Source organism: Flavobacterium sp. K5-23 (assembly GCF_023278045.1).
Classification (GTDB): Bacteria; Bacteroidota; Bacteroidia; order Flavobacteriales; family Flavobacteriaceae; genus Flavobacterium.
Map to the genome: position 1 here is coordinate 3,246,917 of NZ_CP056783.1, position 14,492 is coordinate 3,261,408.

At 34.1% G+C, this 14,492-nt stretch carries 16 protein-coding genes; 3 read left to right on the plus strand and 13 right to left on the minus strand.

Features of this window, described 5'->3' with window-relative positions; genetic code table 11:
* Positions 1 to 30: 30 nt before the first annotated feature.
* The 3 genes from FLAK523_RS14065 to FLAK523_RS14075 all read right to left on the minus strand — a co-directional run bounded on the left by FLAK523_RS14065 (position 31) and on the right by FLAK523_RS14075 (position 4,880).
* Positions 31 to 2,223 carry a radical SAM protein gene (locus tag FLAK523_RS14065; protein WP_248904628.1) on the minus strand — a complete coding sequence of 731 codons (2,193 nt, stop codon included), beginning with the start codon at positions 2,221 to 2,223 and terminating at the stop codon, positions 31 to 33.
* Between the two features lie 107 nt (positions 2,224 to 2,330).
* Positions 2,331 to 3,608, minus strand: a complete 1,278-nt coding sequence (locus FLAK523_RS14070) for an MFS transporter (RefSeq protein WP_248904629.1) — start codon at positions 3,606 to 3,608, stop codon at positions 2,331 to 2,333.
* A gap of 12 nt (positions 3,609 to 3,620) precedes the next feature.
* Entirely contained in the window at positions 3,621 to 4,880 is a 1,260-nt protein-coding gene (locus FLAK523_RS14075; protein ID WP_248904631.1) for a DUF3887 domain-containing protein, read from the minus strand.
* A 125-nt stretch (positions 4,881 to 5,005) separates the two neighbouring features.
* On the opposite strand from FLAK523_RS14075, the gene bshC reads away from it, so the two are divergent.
* A complete protein-coding gene (gene bshC, locus FLAK523_RS14080) occupies positions 5,006 to 6,595 on the plus strand; it encodes a bacillithiol biosynthesis cysteine-adding enzyme BshC (protein WP_248904634.1) in 1,590 nt (529 codons plus the stop codon).
* A gap of 76 nt (positions 6,596 to 6,671) precedes the next feature.
* The gene (locus FLAK523_RS14085; protein WP_248904636.1) at positions 6,672 to 7,091 is read left to right on the plus strand and encodes a nucleoside-diphosphate kinase; all 420 of its coding nucleotides are present in this window, start codon (positions 6,672 to 6,674) and stop codon (positions 7,089 to 7,091) included.
* Between the two features lie 193 nt (positions 7,092 to 7,284).
* On the opposite strand, the gene FLAK523_RS14090 is transcribed toward FLAK523_RS14085, so the two are convergent.
* Positions 7,285 to 7,581 (minus strand): DUF721 domain-containing protein, encoded by a 297-nt coding sequence (locus FLAK523_RS14090; protein WP_248904638.1) that lies wholly within the window; start codon positions 7,579 to 7,581, stop codon positions 7,285 to 7,287.
* Positions 7,562 to 8,002: a lipocalin family protein gene (locus FLAK523_RS14095; protein ID WP_248904640.1), complete on the minus strand. Its 441-nt coding sequence runs from the start codon at positions 8,000 to 8,002 to the stop codon at positions 7,562 to 7,564. Before FLAK523_RS14095 ends, FLAK523_RS14090 begins: the two co-directional genes overlap by 20 nt.
* A gap of 249 nt (positions 8,003 to 8,251) precedes the next feature.
* Here FLAK523_RS14095 and FLAK523_RS14100 point away from each other — a divergent pair, with 249 nt between their 5' ends.
* Positions 8,252 to 9,319 carry a serine hydrolase gene (locus tag FLAK523_RS14100; RefSeq protein WP_248904642.1) on the plus strand — a complete coding sequence of 356 codons (1,068 nt, stop codon included), beginning with the start codon at positions 8,252 to 8,254 and terminating at the stop codon, positions 9,317 to 9,319.
* A 192-nt stretch (positions 9,320 to 9,511) separates the two neighbouring features.
* Here the strand turns inward: FLAK523_RS14100 and ftsY are convergent, their stop codons facing one another.
* The 8 genes from ftsY to FLAK523_RS14140 all read right to left on the minus strand — a co-directional run bounded on the left by ftsY (position 9,512) and on the right by FLAK523_RS14140 (position 14,460).
* The gene (ftsY, locus tag FLAK523_RS14105; protein ID WP_248904650.1) at positions 9,512 to 10,465 is read right to left on the minus strand and encodes a signal recognition particle-docking protein FtsY; all 954 of its coding nucleotides are present in this window, start codon (positions 10,463 to 10,465) and stop codon (positions 9,512 to 9,514) included.
* Between the two features lie 131 nt (positions 10,466 to 10,596).
* Positions 10,597 to 10,749, minus strand: a complete 153-nt coding sequence (locus FLAK523_RS14110; RefSeq protein WP_248904651.1) for a DUF4295 domain-containing protein — start codon at positions 10,747 to 10,749, stop codon at positions 10,597 to 10,599.
* A gap of 75 nt (positions 10,750 to 10,824) precedes the next feature.
* A complete protein-coding gene (gene rpmG / locus FLAK523_RS14115; protein ID WP_007138097.1) occupies positions 10,825 to 11,007 on the minus strand; it encodes a 50S ribosomal protein L33 in 183 nt (60 codons plus the stop codon).
* Positions 11,008 to 11,036: 29 nt separating this feature from the next.
* Positions 11,037 to 11,273: a 50S ribosomal protein L28 gene (gene rpmB / locus FLAK523_RS14120; protein ID WP_072941276.1), complete on the minus strand. Its 237-nt coding sequence runs from the start codon at positions 11,271 to 11,273 to the stop codon at positions 11,037 to 11,039.
* A 72-nt stretch (positions 11,274 to 11,345) separates the two neighbouring features.
* Complete coding sequence (locus FLAK523_RS14125) at positions 11,346 to 12,599, minus strand: CinA family nicotinamide mononucleotide deamidase-related protein (protein WP_248904653.1); 1,254 nt, start codon at positions 12,597 to 12,599, stop codon at positions 11,346 to 11,348.
* A gap of 44 nt (positions 12,600 to 12,643) precedes the next feature.
* Positions 12,644 to 13,342, minus strand: coding sequence for a hypothetical protein (locus FLAK523_RS14130; RefSeq protein ID WP_248904655.1), 699 nt, complete (start codon positions 13,340 to 13,342; stop codon positions 12,644 to 12,646).
* Between the two features lie 162 nt (positions 13,343 to 13,504).
* On the minus strand, positions 13,505 to 13,849 hold the full coding sequence (locus FLAK523_RS14135; RefSeq protein ID WP_248904657.1) for an Hpt domain-containing protein: 345 nt from the start codon (positions 13,847 to 13,849) through the stop codon (positions 13,505 to 13,507).
* Entirely contained in the window at positions 13,849 to 14,460 is a 612-nt protein-coding gene (locus FLAK523_RS14140; RefSeq protein WP_248904658.1) for a fumarylacetoacetate hydrolase family protein, read from the minus strand. The genes FLAK523_RS14135 and FLAK523_RS14140 overlap by 1 nt, the downstream gene beginning before the upstream one ends.
* Positions 14,461 to 14,492: the final 32 nt, after the last annotated feature.

Consider the following 14,492-nt stretch of genomic DNA (forward strand, 5'->3'; position numbering starts at 1 on the left):
TAAAATACTATAGGTGATTAAAAAATGTGGCTACAACACTAACAACCCAAATTCCCTCAAGGTATTCACAGGTTTTGAATACCAAAACAATTCAAAATCTTCTAGATTCGTTTCGAAATCAGTTTTTATTTCCTGAAAAGTATGGATTTTAGAATTCGATACGGAAATTTTCTGGAGTATATCCACCAGCCACTCCCCTTCAGCAGCATTAGTTTGAATGGTAAAACTTTCTTTTTTATCGTGAAAAGTAAGACTCATCATTTCCCAAGAATTCCCTTTCTTAGATTTGGTAAACTTTTCTACAGATGCCTTCCCTCCTAACCAAACAATCTTGGCATTTGGTTTTATATTAAAGTCGGTTTCCTCCTGCAAAGCATTATAAATAAAATCTTCTTCAATTTTAGACTTTGGGATTTTGAAATCAAACCACTCTTGCAAGGTGTAATCAAAACAGATACCGTGCATGAAATTAAACAACGATTTCTTCAGTCCAAAACTGAACTTATCGTGATCAATTCCTGTAGCATCCGTATAATTAATATCGTTATTAGCAAAAGCTCCAATAGCTTCCGTTTCTTTTGTTACACCAAATTTCTCCGGATACATCCCCACAGGACTATGTGCAGTCATTGCAAACTGATGCCAAAATCCGGATTGCAAAACTCCAGCTTCAAACAATTGACGCACCATTTCGAGACTGTCCACCGTTTCCTGAATGGTTTGCGTAGGATAGCCGTACATTAAATAAGCGTGAACCATAATTCCTGCTTCGGTAAAATTTCGGGTAACTTTGGCCACTTGTTCCACTGTTACTCCTTTATCAATTAATTTTAATAATCGATCAGAAGCAACTTCCAGTCCGCCTGAAACGGCAATACAACCAGAAGCTTTGAGTAACAAACATAAATCACCTGAAAAGCTTTTTTCGAATCGAATGTTGGTCCACCAAGTAACCGACAACTTTCTTCTTAGAATTTCAAGAGCCAAAGCGCGCATTAAGGCAGGTGGCGCAGCTTCATCTACATAATGAAAACCATTTTGTCCTGTTTGCTCCATCATTTCCTCCATTCGATCACAGAGTAAACTGGCCGCTACGGGTTCGTAAACTTTGATGTAATCTAATGAAATATCACAAAAAGTACATTTTCCCCAATAGCACCCATGCGCCATAGTGAGTTTATTCCAGCGCCCATCAGACCACATACGGTGCATAGGATTTACAATTTCGATAACCGAAATATATTTATCCAATAATAAATCCGAGTAATCAGGCGTACCTACTTGGGATTGTTTGTAATCACTTTTGGCTGAATTATTTTTATAAACCACTTTCCTATCTTCAAGAAGGAAGGTTCTTTTATAAGAGTTGTAATCTGGGTTTTCAATGTTCGAAATTAATTCTTCAACAGGAACTTCGCCATCATCCAAAGTGATATAATCGAAAAACTCAAAAACGCGAGCATCCGATAGCGATCGTAATTCCGTATTTGGAAAACCGCCACCCATAGAAATCTTTATTTCGGGATGATGTTGTTTAACCCATTGTGCTGATCGAAAAGCACTATATAAATTCCCTGGGAAGGGAACAGAAATTAAAAACAAAGTAGGTTTTACTGTTTCAATTCTTTCTTTTAGAGTCGAAAGTAAAACGGTATCAATATATGTTGGTTCCTGCTGCAAAGCGGCATACAATTCATCAAAAGAATTCGCTGATCTTCCTAGGCGTTCCGCATAGCGGCTGAAGCCAAAGTTAGCATCCACACATTCCACAATAAAATCAGAGATATCTTCTAGGTATAAAGTCGCCAAATGTTTCGCCTTGTCCTGGGTTCCCATCGTTCCAAAAGCCCAATCCAGTTCTTCCAATTGTGCAAAGCGAGAAGCTTCCGGCAGATAATCTTCCTGGCATATTTGAAGCGCCAATGTTGGGTTTTTACCCTGAAGAAATGAAATTACGGCATCAATCGTTTTTATGTATTCCTCTTGAAGAGCAAAAATTCTTTGGGTGTTGGATGTTGGGTGTTGGGTATTGACTTTTGCAAAAGCGAACAATTGCTCTAATCCTTCTTTCGAAAACAATTTCAAAATCACTTCTATCCCTAAATCCGCCTGAACGGACTCGATGTTTTTAGTATTCAAGAACCCTTTGATATAAGCGGTTGCAGGATACGGCGTATTCAATTGGGTAAAAGGAGGCGTGATAAGGAATAATTTGGTTTTCAAAGGAAATAAGTTTTGTGCAAAAATAAGGGATAATTTTAGTAATCTCTACAAAACTTCAATTAGATATCAAAAACCATATTAGCAACATTTCTTCTTTAGAAAACAAATCAAAATTTATGTTCCTTTTTACTTATCATCAGCAACGAAAATAAAGAGATACAGGCTGCGCCGCTTAAATAGAAACCAACATAGGTCAAACTATAATGTGTTGCCAGCCAAATCGCAATCATAGGTGCAAAGGCGGCTCCGATAATTCCTGCCATATTAAATGCCAAGGAAGTACCTGTATAACGTACAGTCGTGGGAAACAATTCAGACAAGAAAGTTCCTAAAGGGCCGTAAGTAAATCCCATTAATGCCATTCCTACACATAGAAATAAAGTCACTAGGACAGGGCTCCCTGAATTTAAGAAAAAAGAAAATACAAAACCAAAAACAGCAATAGCTACAGTTGCATACATAAGAATTTTTCTACGTCCAATACGATCCGCCATTAGTGCCGATACGGGAACAAAAAGTGCAAAAAACAAAACCGAGAACAGCTGCATTAATAGAAAATCTCTTTTGGAGTAGCCTAAATCTGATGTAGCCCAGCTAAGCGTGAACACAGTCATAAGATAAAAAACCAAGAAAGTTGTAATAGAAGCAAATGTGCCAAAGATCAACTGATTTTTATAAAATTTTATTAAAGTAAAAAAAGGAACTTTCACTTCTTCTTCCTCTTTCTTAGAATTTTCGAAAGCGGGAGTTTCTGTAATTTTTAATCGGATATAAAAACCTACTACCACTAATAACGAACTCGCTATAAATGGAATTCTCCATCCATAATCCAGAAAAGCATCAGCAGTCATAGTATCCGTTAAAATCAAGAAAGTCCCTCCTGAAAGCAACAATCCTATTGGCGCTCCTAATTGCGGAAACATTCCGTACCAAGCACGTTTATTAGGCGGAGCATTTTCGATAGCCAATAATACGGCTCCACCCCATTCGCCACCTAAACCAACACCCTGACCAAAGCGACACAGCATTAATAATAAAGGAGCTGCAATTCCAATGCTGGCATAACTAGGTAAAAAACCTATACTCACCGTGGAAATACCCATTGTCAATAAAGCAACTACCAAAGTAGTCTTGCGACCAATCTTATCTCCATAATGACCAAAAACCGCCGAACCAAGAGGTCTGGAAAGAAAAGCTATTGAAAACGTAGCTAAAGACATTAAAACCGAATTAGTACTATCAGTAGAAGGAAAAAACAGTTGAGGAAAAACCAAAACCGCAGCATTGGCATAAATATAAAAATCAAAAAACTCAATTGTTGTCCCTATTAAACTGCCAAAAAGGACGTGTTTTAATGAATTATCTTTATTCGAATTATCTTTCATAGAGATATTTAATTATTTTAAAAAATTGATAATTGCATCAATAACTGTTGCGTCAACTTTTCCTTTTAACATATATTCTTTAGGTTCTGAAATGTTCTCTCCACTCATAAATAAATGATTCAGTTTTGGGTAACTTATAAGAGTCGCATTTTTATTGTTTTTCAAAGCTTTTTTCCATAATTCAAAATCTTTCATAGTGACCTGATAATCCCTTTCCCCTTGAAGAAGCAAAATTGGTATTTTTACTTTTCTGATTTCTTTTAAAGGATTGTAATCTAAAAGGGATTTCCAGTAGTAACCTGAAAGGTTAAAAGGGAGTTTGTCCTTAGACGTATTTACATTAAATTCTTTTGACTTAAGAACTGCAATTTGCTCTTTAACTTTTTTTAAAGCTTCCAGTAATTCTGGAGAGGGATCAATTTTATACAGATAATCGTATTGTTCTCCAACAAGTACTTCTAATGACCTGGCATTTCCTGCAAGAAGTATTATTTTAGAAATTTCATTGGATTGATTTGCAATTCTAGGCATCAAATGAGCCCCTAAACTATGACCCAATACAATAATTTCGTATTCTTTAAATTGGTCATTCTTTTTAAAATAATTTATAAGATTAAGTACATCAATAGTAACTTCATCATCAATAGTACTTTTGTCATTAAAGCTTTCCGGATTAGTAAGTGTTCTTTTGTCAAAACGATACGATGCTATTCCTTTTAGAAATAAACCCTCGGCAATATCTTTAAATGGTTTGTTTTCAAATGTAGTCTCATCCCTATCTTGTGGGCCCGAACCGTGTACAAAAAGCACTAGTTTTTTTAAATTATTATTTACGGGAATAAGAATAGTGCCTTTTAAATCTATCGATCCACTTTTTATATCAAGGTCCTTTCCTAATGAATTTTCCTTTTTAAACTCTTTATGGGGTGCAAAGAAAAAGCCTATTATTTTATTAGTGTCATTAAATGTAATTTTTACATCTAATTTCATTTTTTCAAAATCGGAATAATAATAAACTGTATTTTTCTCAATATTGACTTCTATAATACTTTTAAATTCCCCTAATTGATTTGCTAATTGTATTACAGTGTCTTCTAATAATTTTTCAGAAATTTTATCTTTTATTGATTCATCAAAGTAAGAATAGGCTTCTTGATAGTTCTTGTCTTGCAGCAATGATTTCATAAAGCCTTCACCCGTTATCTTATTATTATTTTGAGAAAAAGAAAGCGTAGAAAATATTAAAAATGCGAAACTTGCTATATACTTCATATATTATAAGTTATAAATAGTACTGATTACAATTGGTCAATTCAAAAGTAATTCAAATATCAAAGTATATAATGATACATCCAAAATTAAATTGAATTTATTACATTTACATAAAACACAATATTATGCCTACTGACTTTATCAGCTATCAAAACTCCGGATATTTCTCCCCATTGATGAATGATTATTTAGACGAAAAATCAAACTTACAATCCTTATATAATCGGTTTCCAAATCTTGAGAATTTTGAAGCCCAAATCCTTGAGAAACAAACTAATTTCAACAATACCAATAGAATTGCTTTAGTATCCGTTTTACAGCAACAATACGCTGCCGTTGAAACTTCTCATTTAACCAAGCAAAATATCGAAGCCTTGAAAGTGGCCAATACCTTTACCGTGACAACAGGACATCAGCTGAATTTATTCAGTGGTCCCTTGTATTTTTTGTATAAAATTATTTCGACCATAAATCTTACCAAGGAATTAAAAGCGAAGTATCCAGCCTATAATTTTGTTCCCATATATTGGATGGCAACAGAAGACCATGATTTTGAAGAAATCAACTATTTCAATTTCAAAGGAAAAAAAATCAGATGGAATAAAATAAGCTCAGGACCCGTGGGACGATTATCCACTGAAGGTTTAGTGGAATTATTTGAAATTTATTCCCAGGAATTAGGTTCCAGCACTAATGCAGAAACTTTGAAAAAGATGTTTCAGGAGGCTTATTTAGAACACGATAATTTAGCCCAAGCGACCCGCCATTTAGCCAATTCTCTTTTTGGTCAACAAGGATTAGTAATTATTGATGCTGACCACACAGATTTGAAACGCAATTTTATTCCGTATATCAAAGAAGAATTGGTGCACCAAACTTCTCATAAAGCGGTAATGGAAACCACTGAAAAATTAAAAGACTATAACATTCAAGTTAACCCAAGAGAAATTAACTTATTCTATATCGAAGATAATTTACGCGAACGCATCCTCTTCGAAAACGGAAAATACAAAGTAAACCATACCAAAAAAGAGTTTTCAGAAAGTGAAATTCTTGAATTACTAAACAACAATCCAGAAAAGTTTAGTCCAAACGTTATTATGCGTCCGTTGTATCAGGAAGTGATTTTACCTAATTTATGCTACATAGGCGGCGGTGGGGAAATCGCTTATTGGTTAGAATTAAAGTCGTTTTTCGACAATGTGAAAGTCACTTTCCCAATGTTGTTAGTCCGTAACTCCGTGCTTTTGGCAAGCGAAAAACAAGTAAAGAAAATAGATAAATTAGATATGACTTGGGCTGACTTATTTTCGAAACAAGCCAACTTGGTCAATAAAAAAACCAACGATTACTCTGAACTCCCAATAGATTTGAGCATACAAAAAGATTTTCTAAAAAACCAATTCCATTATTTATATTCTATTGCAAATAAAACGGATCAATCCTTTTCGGGTGCAGTAAAAGCGCAAGAAGCTAAACAAATTAAGGGACTCGAAAATTTAGAAAAACGTTTACTTAAAGCCCAAAAAAGAAAGTTTGCTGACCAATTAGAACGCATAACCGATTTACAAAATGAATTGTTCCCCAACAAAAGCTTACAAGAACGCCAAGTAAATTTTTCTGAATTTTATTTGGAAAACGGAGAAAATTTGATTGATGAAATAACAAAAAGGCTTCAGCCATTAGAACAAACATTTGAAGTCATCACATTATAATTTTATTCAATTTACAATAATGCAAAATAATTAAACAAAAAAGCCTATTTTTGCAAAAAATTTAAAAAAACACAAAATGGCTACTAATAGAACATTTACAATGATTAAGCCTGATGCAGTCGCTAACGGACACATCGGAAACATACTTGCAATGATTACTAATGCAGGTTTCAAAATCGTTTCTTTGAAATTAACTCAACTTACTGTTGCTGATGCACAAGCATTTTATGCTGTTCACGCTGCAAGACCTTTCTACGGAGAATTAGTTGAATTTATGTCAAGAGGACCAATCGTTGCTGCTATTTTAGAAAAAGATAACGCTGTTGAAGACTTTAGAACTCTTATTGGAGCTACTAACCCTGCTGATGCTGCTGAAGGAACTATCCGTAAAGCATACGCTACTTCAATTGGAGAAAATGCAGTTCACGGTTCTGACAGTGATGAAAACGCTGGAATCGAAGGTGCGTTCCATTTTGCAGGAAGAGAGCAGTTCTAGTAAGTGATCCGTTTTTAGTGTTCAGTTAAAAATTACACTTACAAACAGTTTACAACTTTATAAAAAAAATCCATTCGTCGCGGCGAATGGATTTTTTTTTATAGTAAAAAACTATAGATTATTTTAATATTATGTTTACTGAATACGATCACTGGCCACTGAATACTGAACACTGATTACTGACCACTAAAATCTATCTCAACACCACAGCAGTTACAACTTCTCTGCGCAATTCTTCGTTGATCATTTTTATTATTTTAGACTTTCCGTGACTTAACTCTTCTCTTAACACAGCTGACGTTAACTCAACATATAAAGTACTCCCTTTTAAGACTACATTTTGAGTATAACTATTCACCCCGTTCCCCATAAGGTTTTTCCAGGCGTCTTTTACATCAATCTGGTTCATTCCCGGCTCCAGTTTATTCACTTGGATAATTTGCTTTAAAACATCCCCTATTGTACTTTGATTATTCAGCCTTTTTGCCATTTGGTATCAGATTTATTGGTCCTGTTTTTTTATAATGATATTCCTTTTTTTGATCGTTTTTCAAGACCAATTCTTTATCGGTAATTGCAATCAATTCGTCACTCCATTTTGCATAAGCCGTTGCATAATCCAGAAATACTTTCTCGTTGCCAAATCGTATTGTCACGTCTTGATAAGTACTATCTACTATAAAAGTCCCGTCTAACTGTGGCATTACTTTTTTTCGAATACCCTTATTATTTGCAATTTTAAAATAATCAAAACTTTCATTCATACCAAACTCCTTATCGTCTCCTTCATCAAAAACCACTTTTTCAATTTCCCAATACCCATTGATTTTGGAGATATCTGAAGACTGGATTTTTTGCTGACAAGCAACAAACAAAAAAGAAAGCAATAGTATTCTAAATGCGTTTTTCATATAATTTATTATTATTTTTTATTTGTCATTGCGAAGATTGAAGCAATCTGGAGCTTTTTCCTGCTGTCCGCTTTATCCTCGCAAAAAAAACGAGGGATGCCGCTTCCATCAGGGCTAGGGATTTAGGAAATGAATTCAATTTTTCAGAAATACAAAGTTAACTTTAAATAATTCAAACCAAACAAAAAAAGTGAAACACATTAAACTATTTTATCTAATTTTAATCCAATGAAAACTAAACGACAAACGATGTCAAAATATATCTATAGTCTGCTAATTCTATTTTTATGTGCTAGTTGTAGCACTGAAAAAAATGAACCATCAACTACAACCACTGAAACAGTTTATTTCCCTCCAATTAGCGGAACAACTTGGGAAACAAAAACAATTGCCAGTTTAGGCTGGAAACAAGATGCTGTACAACCTCTTTTGGATTACTTAGCGCTCAAGAATTCCAAATCCTTTATTGTCCTTGTCAATGGACGAATTGTAATGGAAAACTATTTCAACGGTCATTCAGCTACAACTAATTGGTATTGGGCAAGTGCCGGAAAAACACTTACCGCGACACTCACAGGAATTGCAGAACAAGAAGGATATTTAAACACCAACAATAAGGTTTCTGATTACATTGGTGCTGGATGGACTAGTTTACCTTTAGCCAAAGAAAATTTAATAACAAATAAACATTTACTCGCTATGACTTCTGGGCTGGAAGACATAAACAACGGTGACGCAGTAGATCCAGCAAGTCTTACCTATAAAGCGGATGCTGGAACCCGATGGGCGTATCATAATGTTTACGTAAAATTACAAGATGTAGTTGCCAAAGCTACTAATCAAACTTGGAACACTTATTTCAACACTAAATTGAGAGATAAAATAGGAATGGACGGTACTTGGTTTCAATCTGGTAACAATTCTGTTTACGCGAGCACAACAAGAAGTATGGCACGTTTCGGACTGTTAATGTCTAATAAAGGAAAATGGAAAAACACCGTTGTTTTGAATGAAAACTATTCTAATGCTTCCGCAAATACATCACAAAACATCAATCTAGCATACGGTTATCTTTGGTGGTTGAATGGGAAAGCAAGTTACCATTTACCGCAATCACAGTTGCAGTTCTCCGGTAGCATAATCCCAACGGCTCCAAATGATATGTATATGGCTTTGGGAAAAAACGATCAAAAAATCTATATCGTACCGAGTAAGAAAATGGTAGTGATTAGAATGGGAGATGCCGCAGATAATGTCAATTTAGCCTTATCCGACTTTGACAATATTCTTTGGCAAAAAATCAATGCTTTGTATTAACAGTTGTTATTGCTTCTGTATTCTTTTGGTTAAACCAAATACAAAAAAACCTACGCCTAATACCATTAAAGCATAATAGAAAACTATCTCTTTGTCCTTGATTATGTTTGCCAAAACAAAGCAAACAACACTAATCATATAAAGATACATCGAACTTAAATTTTTTAAAGAAGAAAAATTCATTGTCGTATATTATTTAAAGAAAGAATCTACAAACTCGTATTTATTAAAAACCTGTAAATCTTCAATTCCTTCACCTACTCCAATGTATTTCACAGGAATTTTAAACTGATCTGAAATTCCAATTACAACACCACCTTTGGCAGTACCGTCTAATTTAGTCACAGCTAATGAAGTTACCTCTGTAGCTGCTGTAAACTGTTTTGCCTGTTCAAAAGCATTTTGACCAGTAGAACCATCAAGAACTAACAAAACGTCGTGTGGAGCATCTCCTACCACTTTTTGCATCACTCTTTTGACTTTGGTCAATTCATTCATTAAATTCACCTTGTTGTGTAAACGTCCTGCAGTGTCAATAATAACGATATCTGCATTTTGTGCAACTGCAGATTGCAAAGTATCAAAAGCCACAGAAGCAGGGTCACTTCCCATATTCTGTCTTACAATAGGAACACCTACTCGGTCAGCCCAGATTTGCAATTGATCAATTGCTGCTGCTCGAAACGTATCAGCAGCACCCAGTACAACATTATATCCTTGTTTTTTGAATTGATAAGCTAACTTACCTATGGTTGTTGTTTTCCCAACTCCGTTCACCCCTACAACCATTAAAACATAAGGTTTAGTTTGGGTAGGAATCACGAATTCAGTTGCTTCACCAGAATTGGTTTCAGACAACAAGGCTGCGATTTCTTCTCTTAGAATTTGATTCAATTCATCAATTCCAAGATATTTATCTTCCGCAACACGTTTTTCGATTCGGGTAATAACTTTAAGTGTTGTATCCACTCCTACATCTGAGGCAACAAGTATTTCCTCTAAATTATCTAAAACCTCATCGTCCACTTTAGACTTCCCCGCCACAGCTTTACTAAGCTTAGATAAGAAAGACGCTTTTGATTTTTCAAGACCTTTGTCTAATGTTTCTTTTTTCTCTGAAGAGAAAATTCTTTTAAAAAAACTCATTGTATAAACAGTGTTAGGAATGAAACATTAGATCCAGAGGACCAATGTGTTTTCTAATGGGTAAAGATAGAAAATAAAAAAGCTACTTCCGAATTGAAAGTAGCTATTCTATATATAATGCTTGTAATTAATTACTTCTTTTTCAAGAATTCTTCAACTGCCTCAGGAGTCATAATAGATTCTACGAATGTATATGCACCAGTTACCGGAGATTTCACCATTTTAATAGCTTTTGATAATCTCTTAGAAGCCGTTTGTAACGTTGCTACTGTTTTCTTTGCCATGATTCAAATGTTATTTAAATCTTAATAATATCTCCAAATGTGATCATTTGAGATTTTTATTAAAATCTCTAATTATTACTTAATTTCTTTATGAAGAGTTACACGCTTCAAGACTGGATTAAATTTCTTAATCTCTAATCTATCTGGAGTATTTTTTTTATTCTTCGTTGTAATGTATCTTGAAGTTCCTGCAACACCTGAAGTCTTGTGCTCAGTACATTCTAAAATTACCTGGATTCTATTACCTTTCTTTGCCATCTTGCTATTTGTTTATTTTGGAGATAGATTTATTTAATAAATCCTTGCGATTGTGCTTTTTTCAAAACAGCTGCAATTCCATTTTTGTTAATTGTTTTTATCGTAGATGCTGCTACTCTAAGAGTAATCCATCTATCTTCTTCTGGAAGATAAAAACGCTTTTTCACTAAGTTAACAGAAAATTTTCTCTTAGTTTTATTCATAGCGTGAGAAACGTTATTTCCTACCATCGCTCTTTTACCTGTAAGGTCACAAACTCTTGACATTATGCTTATCTTTTATCGTTATTCAAAATCAGGGTGCAAAGAAAAGAAAAATAAACCTATTAACCAACAAAATTAACGCACATTTTTCAAAATTTCTTTCTGCAACAGCTCTAAACTTTTATTTACAGCTCTATCTATCACTTTCTCACGTGGTTGCCAAAAATTAAATTCTTCGACAATAACTTCGTCGGGAGTGGCCAAAGCGATAAAAACTGTTCCAATTTCTGCTTTAGAGTCTCCTTTTGACGGTCCAGCGTTTCCAGTTGTCGCAATTCCGTAGTCCGTTTTCATAAGTCGTTTTATACTCAAAGCCATCTCTGAAACCACTTCCTTACTCACAACAGAATACTCGTTTATCATACTTTCTGAAAGTCCTAAAACCCCTACTTTAATTTCTGTAGCATAGGAAACGACACCGCCTTTAAAATAATTTGAAGCTCCCGGAACGGAGGTTAATAATGCTGCAATTCCACCTCCAGTACAACTTTCGGCTGTTGAAATAGTTTTATTCTGTTTTGTAAGCATTTTGCCAACCACAACTTCAAGGGTTTCTTCATCGTCAAAACCAACGATTATATCATGAATTATGAAGTCTAAAGAGACAACATATTTCTCTAATGCTAATTCTAACATTTCCTTGTCTGTACCACGTGCAGAGAGTCGCAAACGCACTCTTCCCGGGTTAGGCAAATAAGCTAATCTTATATAATCAGGCAAATTACTCTCCCATTCTTCTATACGTTCTGCCACTAAGCTTTCGCCTTGTCCATAAGTAAGAATCGTTTTATGAATTATATATGGCCGTTTATACTCCTTGACTACTTTTGGGATGATTTCATTTTCAACTAAATACTTCATTTCATATGGCACTCCTGGAAGCGAAACAAAAACAGTGTTTCCCTTTTTCATCCACATACCTGGTGCAGTACCTACTTGATTATGGAGCACAGTACACTTTGAAGGAACAAGCGCTTGGTCCTTGTTAATTTGCGTAATAGGACGCTTATAAAACCCTTCAATCAATTGAGTAACATGAGCCAAAACTTCTTGATTCACAACCAATTCATCTTCAAAATAATCACAAAATGTTTTTTTGGTAACATCGTCTTTTGTAGGTCCAAGTCCACCAGTAACGATTACTAAATCTACTTTATTTTGAAGCTCCCTAAAAGTATCGAGAATATGGTTTTTATCATCACTTATCGAAATTATCTCACTAATCTCAACACCAATTCTATCCAAAGACTTAGCAATGAAAGCCGAATTAGTATCTACAATTTGTCCTATTAAAATTTCATCACCTATAGTAACTATGGCTGCTTTCATTATCGATCTGAATTTAGGATTTATTATATAAATAAAATCAACAATTAATTCTTGCTGACTTTAGGATTTGTATAATCACATTCTGGCGGGACTATTATAAACTTATTAGTTTTCGCAAATTGCAATAACTTATAAATAGACTCATGTTCGTTTTTATCATAGCTCAACGAGTAAATCAATTTTGCAATCCCATTTGGAATATCCCTACTTGATACTCGATAATCATACACACTTGAAAACATCATTAAAGGCAAATGGAATTCTGAATTATTCTCTATAATATAATGTGAAATTCCATGATTATACTTTTTCGCTTTTCTATCATTATGAAACTTCATTTCATAATTTTTATAGTAAACATCACTAATTAGCGTATCCTTTTTATTTATAAAGTCAAACACCCCAGAATCATACTTATCAGTATTTTCCATTTGATAATGAACACTCTCGCAGGATAATGATATGGTTTCTGCTTTAAAAAACTCACTTTTATTAATTATAAAATTACTCCAAATACCTTTTTCATCTCTAAAACCCAAATCAAAGTTAACATCATCCTCAACACTAACCGCACACTCGTATGTATTGTCCTTAGAATTAGTTAATAAATATCGTAACTCAACTTTTGAAGTTTGATTTTTTTGAAATTTATAGGCAATTATATAGTCAAAGAAGTATTTTTTTTGAGAATAACCATTAAAAACTGATACTAAAAACAGCAGTAGTATTATTTTAAATTTCATATTTATTTTTTAAAATAAAAATAATCATTAGCCCTACTTTTATAAAAAAGCAAAACAAATTTACGGTTTGCGTGAGGGATAGAAGTGAAAATCCTCCCGTTTTTTTACGGGAGATTGCTACGGATAGCCCGACCCGATTTTTCAGCGGGTCACGCCATAATATTACAAATCAAAGTCTTTCTTAATCTCTTTGACTGCTTCATTTACCTGATTTTTTACACTTTTGAAAGTGTCTTTTATATCCTTTTTTTTACCTTCGGTTTTTGTCCACGCCTCTACCTGAAGAATTTCTTCAAAAGCCACGTTCAAACCTAGTAAATCAAGAGTAGGCTTTATTTTATGAGCATAAGCATAAGCATGTTTATGGTCTTTCTTTTTAATCCCTTCTTTGATTTGCAATAAATCCTCCGGAACTTCGGTTACGAACAAAGTTAGAATTTCATTTACGAATTCTGAATCGTTGTCTGAAAGTGCGTACACTTTTGATAGGTTGTAATGTAAAGCCATTATTTTACTTGTATTCTAAATAGTTTATGTCCTTCTAAAAACCCTTCTAAAACATCATCTGGTCTTACTACAGCCACCCCTTCCGGTGTACCAGTAAAAATTATATCTCCAATTTTTAATGTGAAATATTGAGAAACATATGAAATAAGTTCATCAATTTTCCATAACATAAAACTAGAATCCCCCATTTGAACGGTTTTATCATTGTTGGTCAATTCAAATGTAAGTTTTTCTAATGAACTAAATTGACTTTTAGGTAAAAATTCTCCAATAACAGCCGAACCATCAAATGCTTTTGCTTTTTCCCATGGCAATCCTTTTGCTTTTAGCTTTTCCTGCAAGTCACGAGCTGTAAAGTCAATACCCACACTAATTTCGTCATAATATTTATGAGCAAATTTAGGTTCGATATATTTTCCTACTTTGTTAATTTTAACTATAATTTCGATTTCGTGATGAATCTCATCCGAAAATTCCGGGATCACAAATGGATGTTGTTTCAACAAAATAGCCGAGTCCGGTTTTATAAAAACAACAGGTTCCGTAGGACGCTCATTTTTAAGCTCTTCTATATGATTGGTGTAATTTCTACCGATGCAAATTATCTTCATAAATTTAGTGGTCGTAGTCAGTAGACAGTGGT

What these genes read in the sequence shown, in the direction of transcription:
- FLAK523_RS14070 (WP_248904629.1), bottom strand. Translation starts at nt 3,608, where the DNA reads ATGAAAGATAATTCGAATAAAGATAATTCATTAAAACACGTCCTTTTT.
- FLAK523_RS14075 (WP_248904631.1), bottom strand. Translation starts at nt 4,880, where the DNA reads ATGAAGTATATAGCAAGTTTCGCATTTTTAATATTTTCTACGCTTTCT.
- bshC (WP_248904634.1), top strand. Translation starts at nt 5,006, where the DNA reads ATGCCTACTGACTTTATCAGCTATCAAAACTCCGGATATTTCTCCCCA.
- FLAK523_RS14085 (WP_248904636.1), top strand. Translation starts at nt 6,672, where the DNA reads ATGGCTACTAATAGAACATTTACAATGATTAAGCCTGATGCAGTCGCT.
- FLAK523_RS14090 (WP_248904638.1), bottom strand. Translation starts at nt 7,581, where the DNA reads ATGGCAAAAAGGCTGAATAATCAAAGTACAATAGGGGATGTTTTAAAG.
- FLAK523_RS14095 (WP_248904640.1), bottom strand. Translation starts at nt 8,002, where the DNA reads ATGAAAAACGCATTTAGAATACTATTGCTTTCTTTTTTGTTTGTTGCT.
- FLAK523_RS14100 (WP_248904642.1), top strand. Translation starts at nt 8,252, where the DNA reads ATGTCAAAATATATCTATAGTCTGCTAATTCTATTTTTATGTGCTAGT.
- ftsY (WP_248904650.1), bottom strand. Translation starts at nt 10,465, where the DNA reads ATGAGTTTTTTTAAAAGAATTTTCTCTTCAGAGAAAAAAGAAACATTA.
- FLAK523_RS14110 (WP_248904651.1), bottom strand. Translation starts at nt 10,749, where the DNA reads ATGGCAAAGAAAACAGTAGCAACGTTACAAACGGCTTCTAAGAGATTA.
- rpmG (WP_007138097.1), bottom strand. Translation starts at nt 11,007, where the DNA reads ATGGCAAAGAAAGGTAATAGAATCCAGGTAATTTTAGAATGTACTGAG.
- rpmB (WP_072941276.1), bottom strand. Translation starts at nt 11,273, where the DNA reads ATGTCAAGAGTTTGTGACCTTACAGGTAAAAGAGCGATGGTAGGAAAT.
- FLAK523_RS14125 (WP_248904653.1), bottom strand. Translation starts at nt 12,599, where the DNA reads ATGAAAGCAGCCATAGTTACTATAGGTGATGAAATTTTAATAGGACAA.
- FLAK523_RS14130 (WP_248904655.1), bottom strand. Translation starts at nt 13,342, where the DNA reads ATGAAATTTAAAATAATACTACTGCTGTTTTTAGTATCAGTTTTTAAT.
- FLAK523_RS14135 (WP_248904657.1), bottom strand. Translation starts at nt 13,849, where the DNA reads ATGGCTTTACATTACAACCTATCAAAAGTGTACGCACTTTCAGACAAC.
- FLAK523_RS14140 (WP_248904658.1), bottom strand. Translation starts at nt 14,460, where the DNA reads ATGAAGATAATTTGCATCGGTAGAAATTACACCAATCATATAGAAGAG.